At 53.4% G+C, this 554-nt stretch carries 1 protein-coding gene; it reads left to right on the top strand.

The window, feature by feature from the left end; translation table 11 throughout:
* Positions 1 to 140: 140 nt before the first annotated feature.
* Positions 141 to 476 (top strand): hypothetical protein, encoded by a 336-nt coding sequence (locus ACOCD2_RS25545; protein WP_419582111.1) that lies wholly within the window; start codon positions 141 to 143, stop codon positions 474 to 476.
* Positions 477 to 554 lie beyond the last annotated feature (78 nt).

Below are 554 nucleotides of genomic sequence, written 5' to 3'. Positions count from 1 at the left end.
CGGGAAAACAGGGGCATGAGGAAATGGTTATGCTCCTCAGAGCACAGGGTGCAGACTGATTGTTGCGCATCCTTGAACAGAGAAATATTTCCCGATTTATAAAATGACCAGCCGGGTATGCCAAGCGTGTCTTCGACCTCGTGATAGATTTTGGGACATCCCAGTCCCCAAAATCGACTCGGCCTTTGACAACCTATTGGTGCCCCAGCCGTCCTGGTCACCAAGCACTACGCAACAACTTCGCAAGCTCGTTGCTGCTCCGTACTTGGCTCCCATATGACTGGACGCCGCGTTCGGAGGCCTACTTTGTTTTCCCTCTGGCGCAAGGCACGCCGGGAAAACAGTGCGGCCTCGCGGCTACTGGGGTCTACCAGCCTTCGCTTCGCTCTCCATGGCTGGCAGCGAATGTTGTCGGGTACCATGTGATTATATTTCAAAAAGGAGCTATCCTTTGTTCCGAACCCGCCAGATATTGAACGACTGGCTCACGCAAAACCTGGAGGAAGCATAACGCCATGGTTATCCACCCACAAGCCCGTACAACACCAAAGCTG

The organism is Thiolapillus sp. (assembly GCF_048562965.1).
In the GTDB taxonomy this organism is placed as follows: domain Bacteria; phylum Pseudomonadota; class Gammaproteobacteria; order Chromatiales; family Chromatiaceae; genus Thiolapillus; species Thiolapillus brandeum_A.
This window is presented reverse-complemented; position numbering and strand designations above follow the sequence as displayed.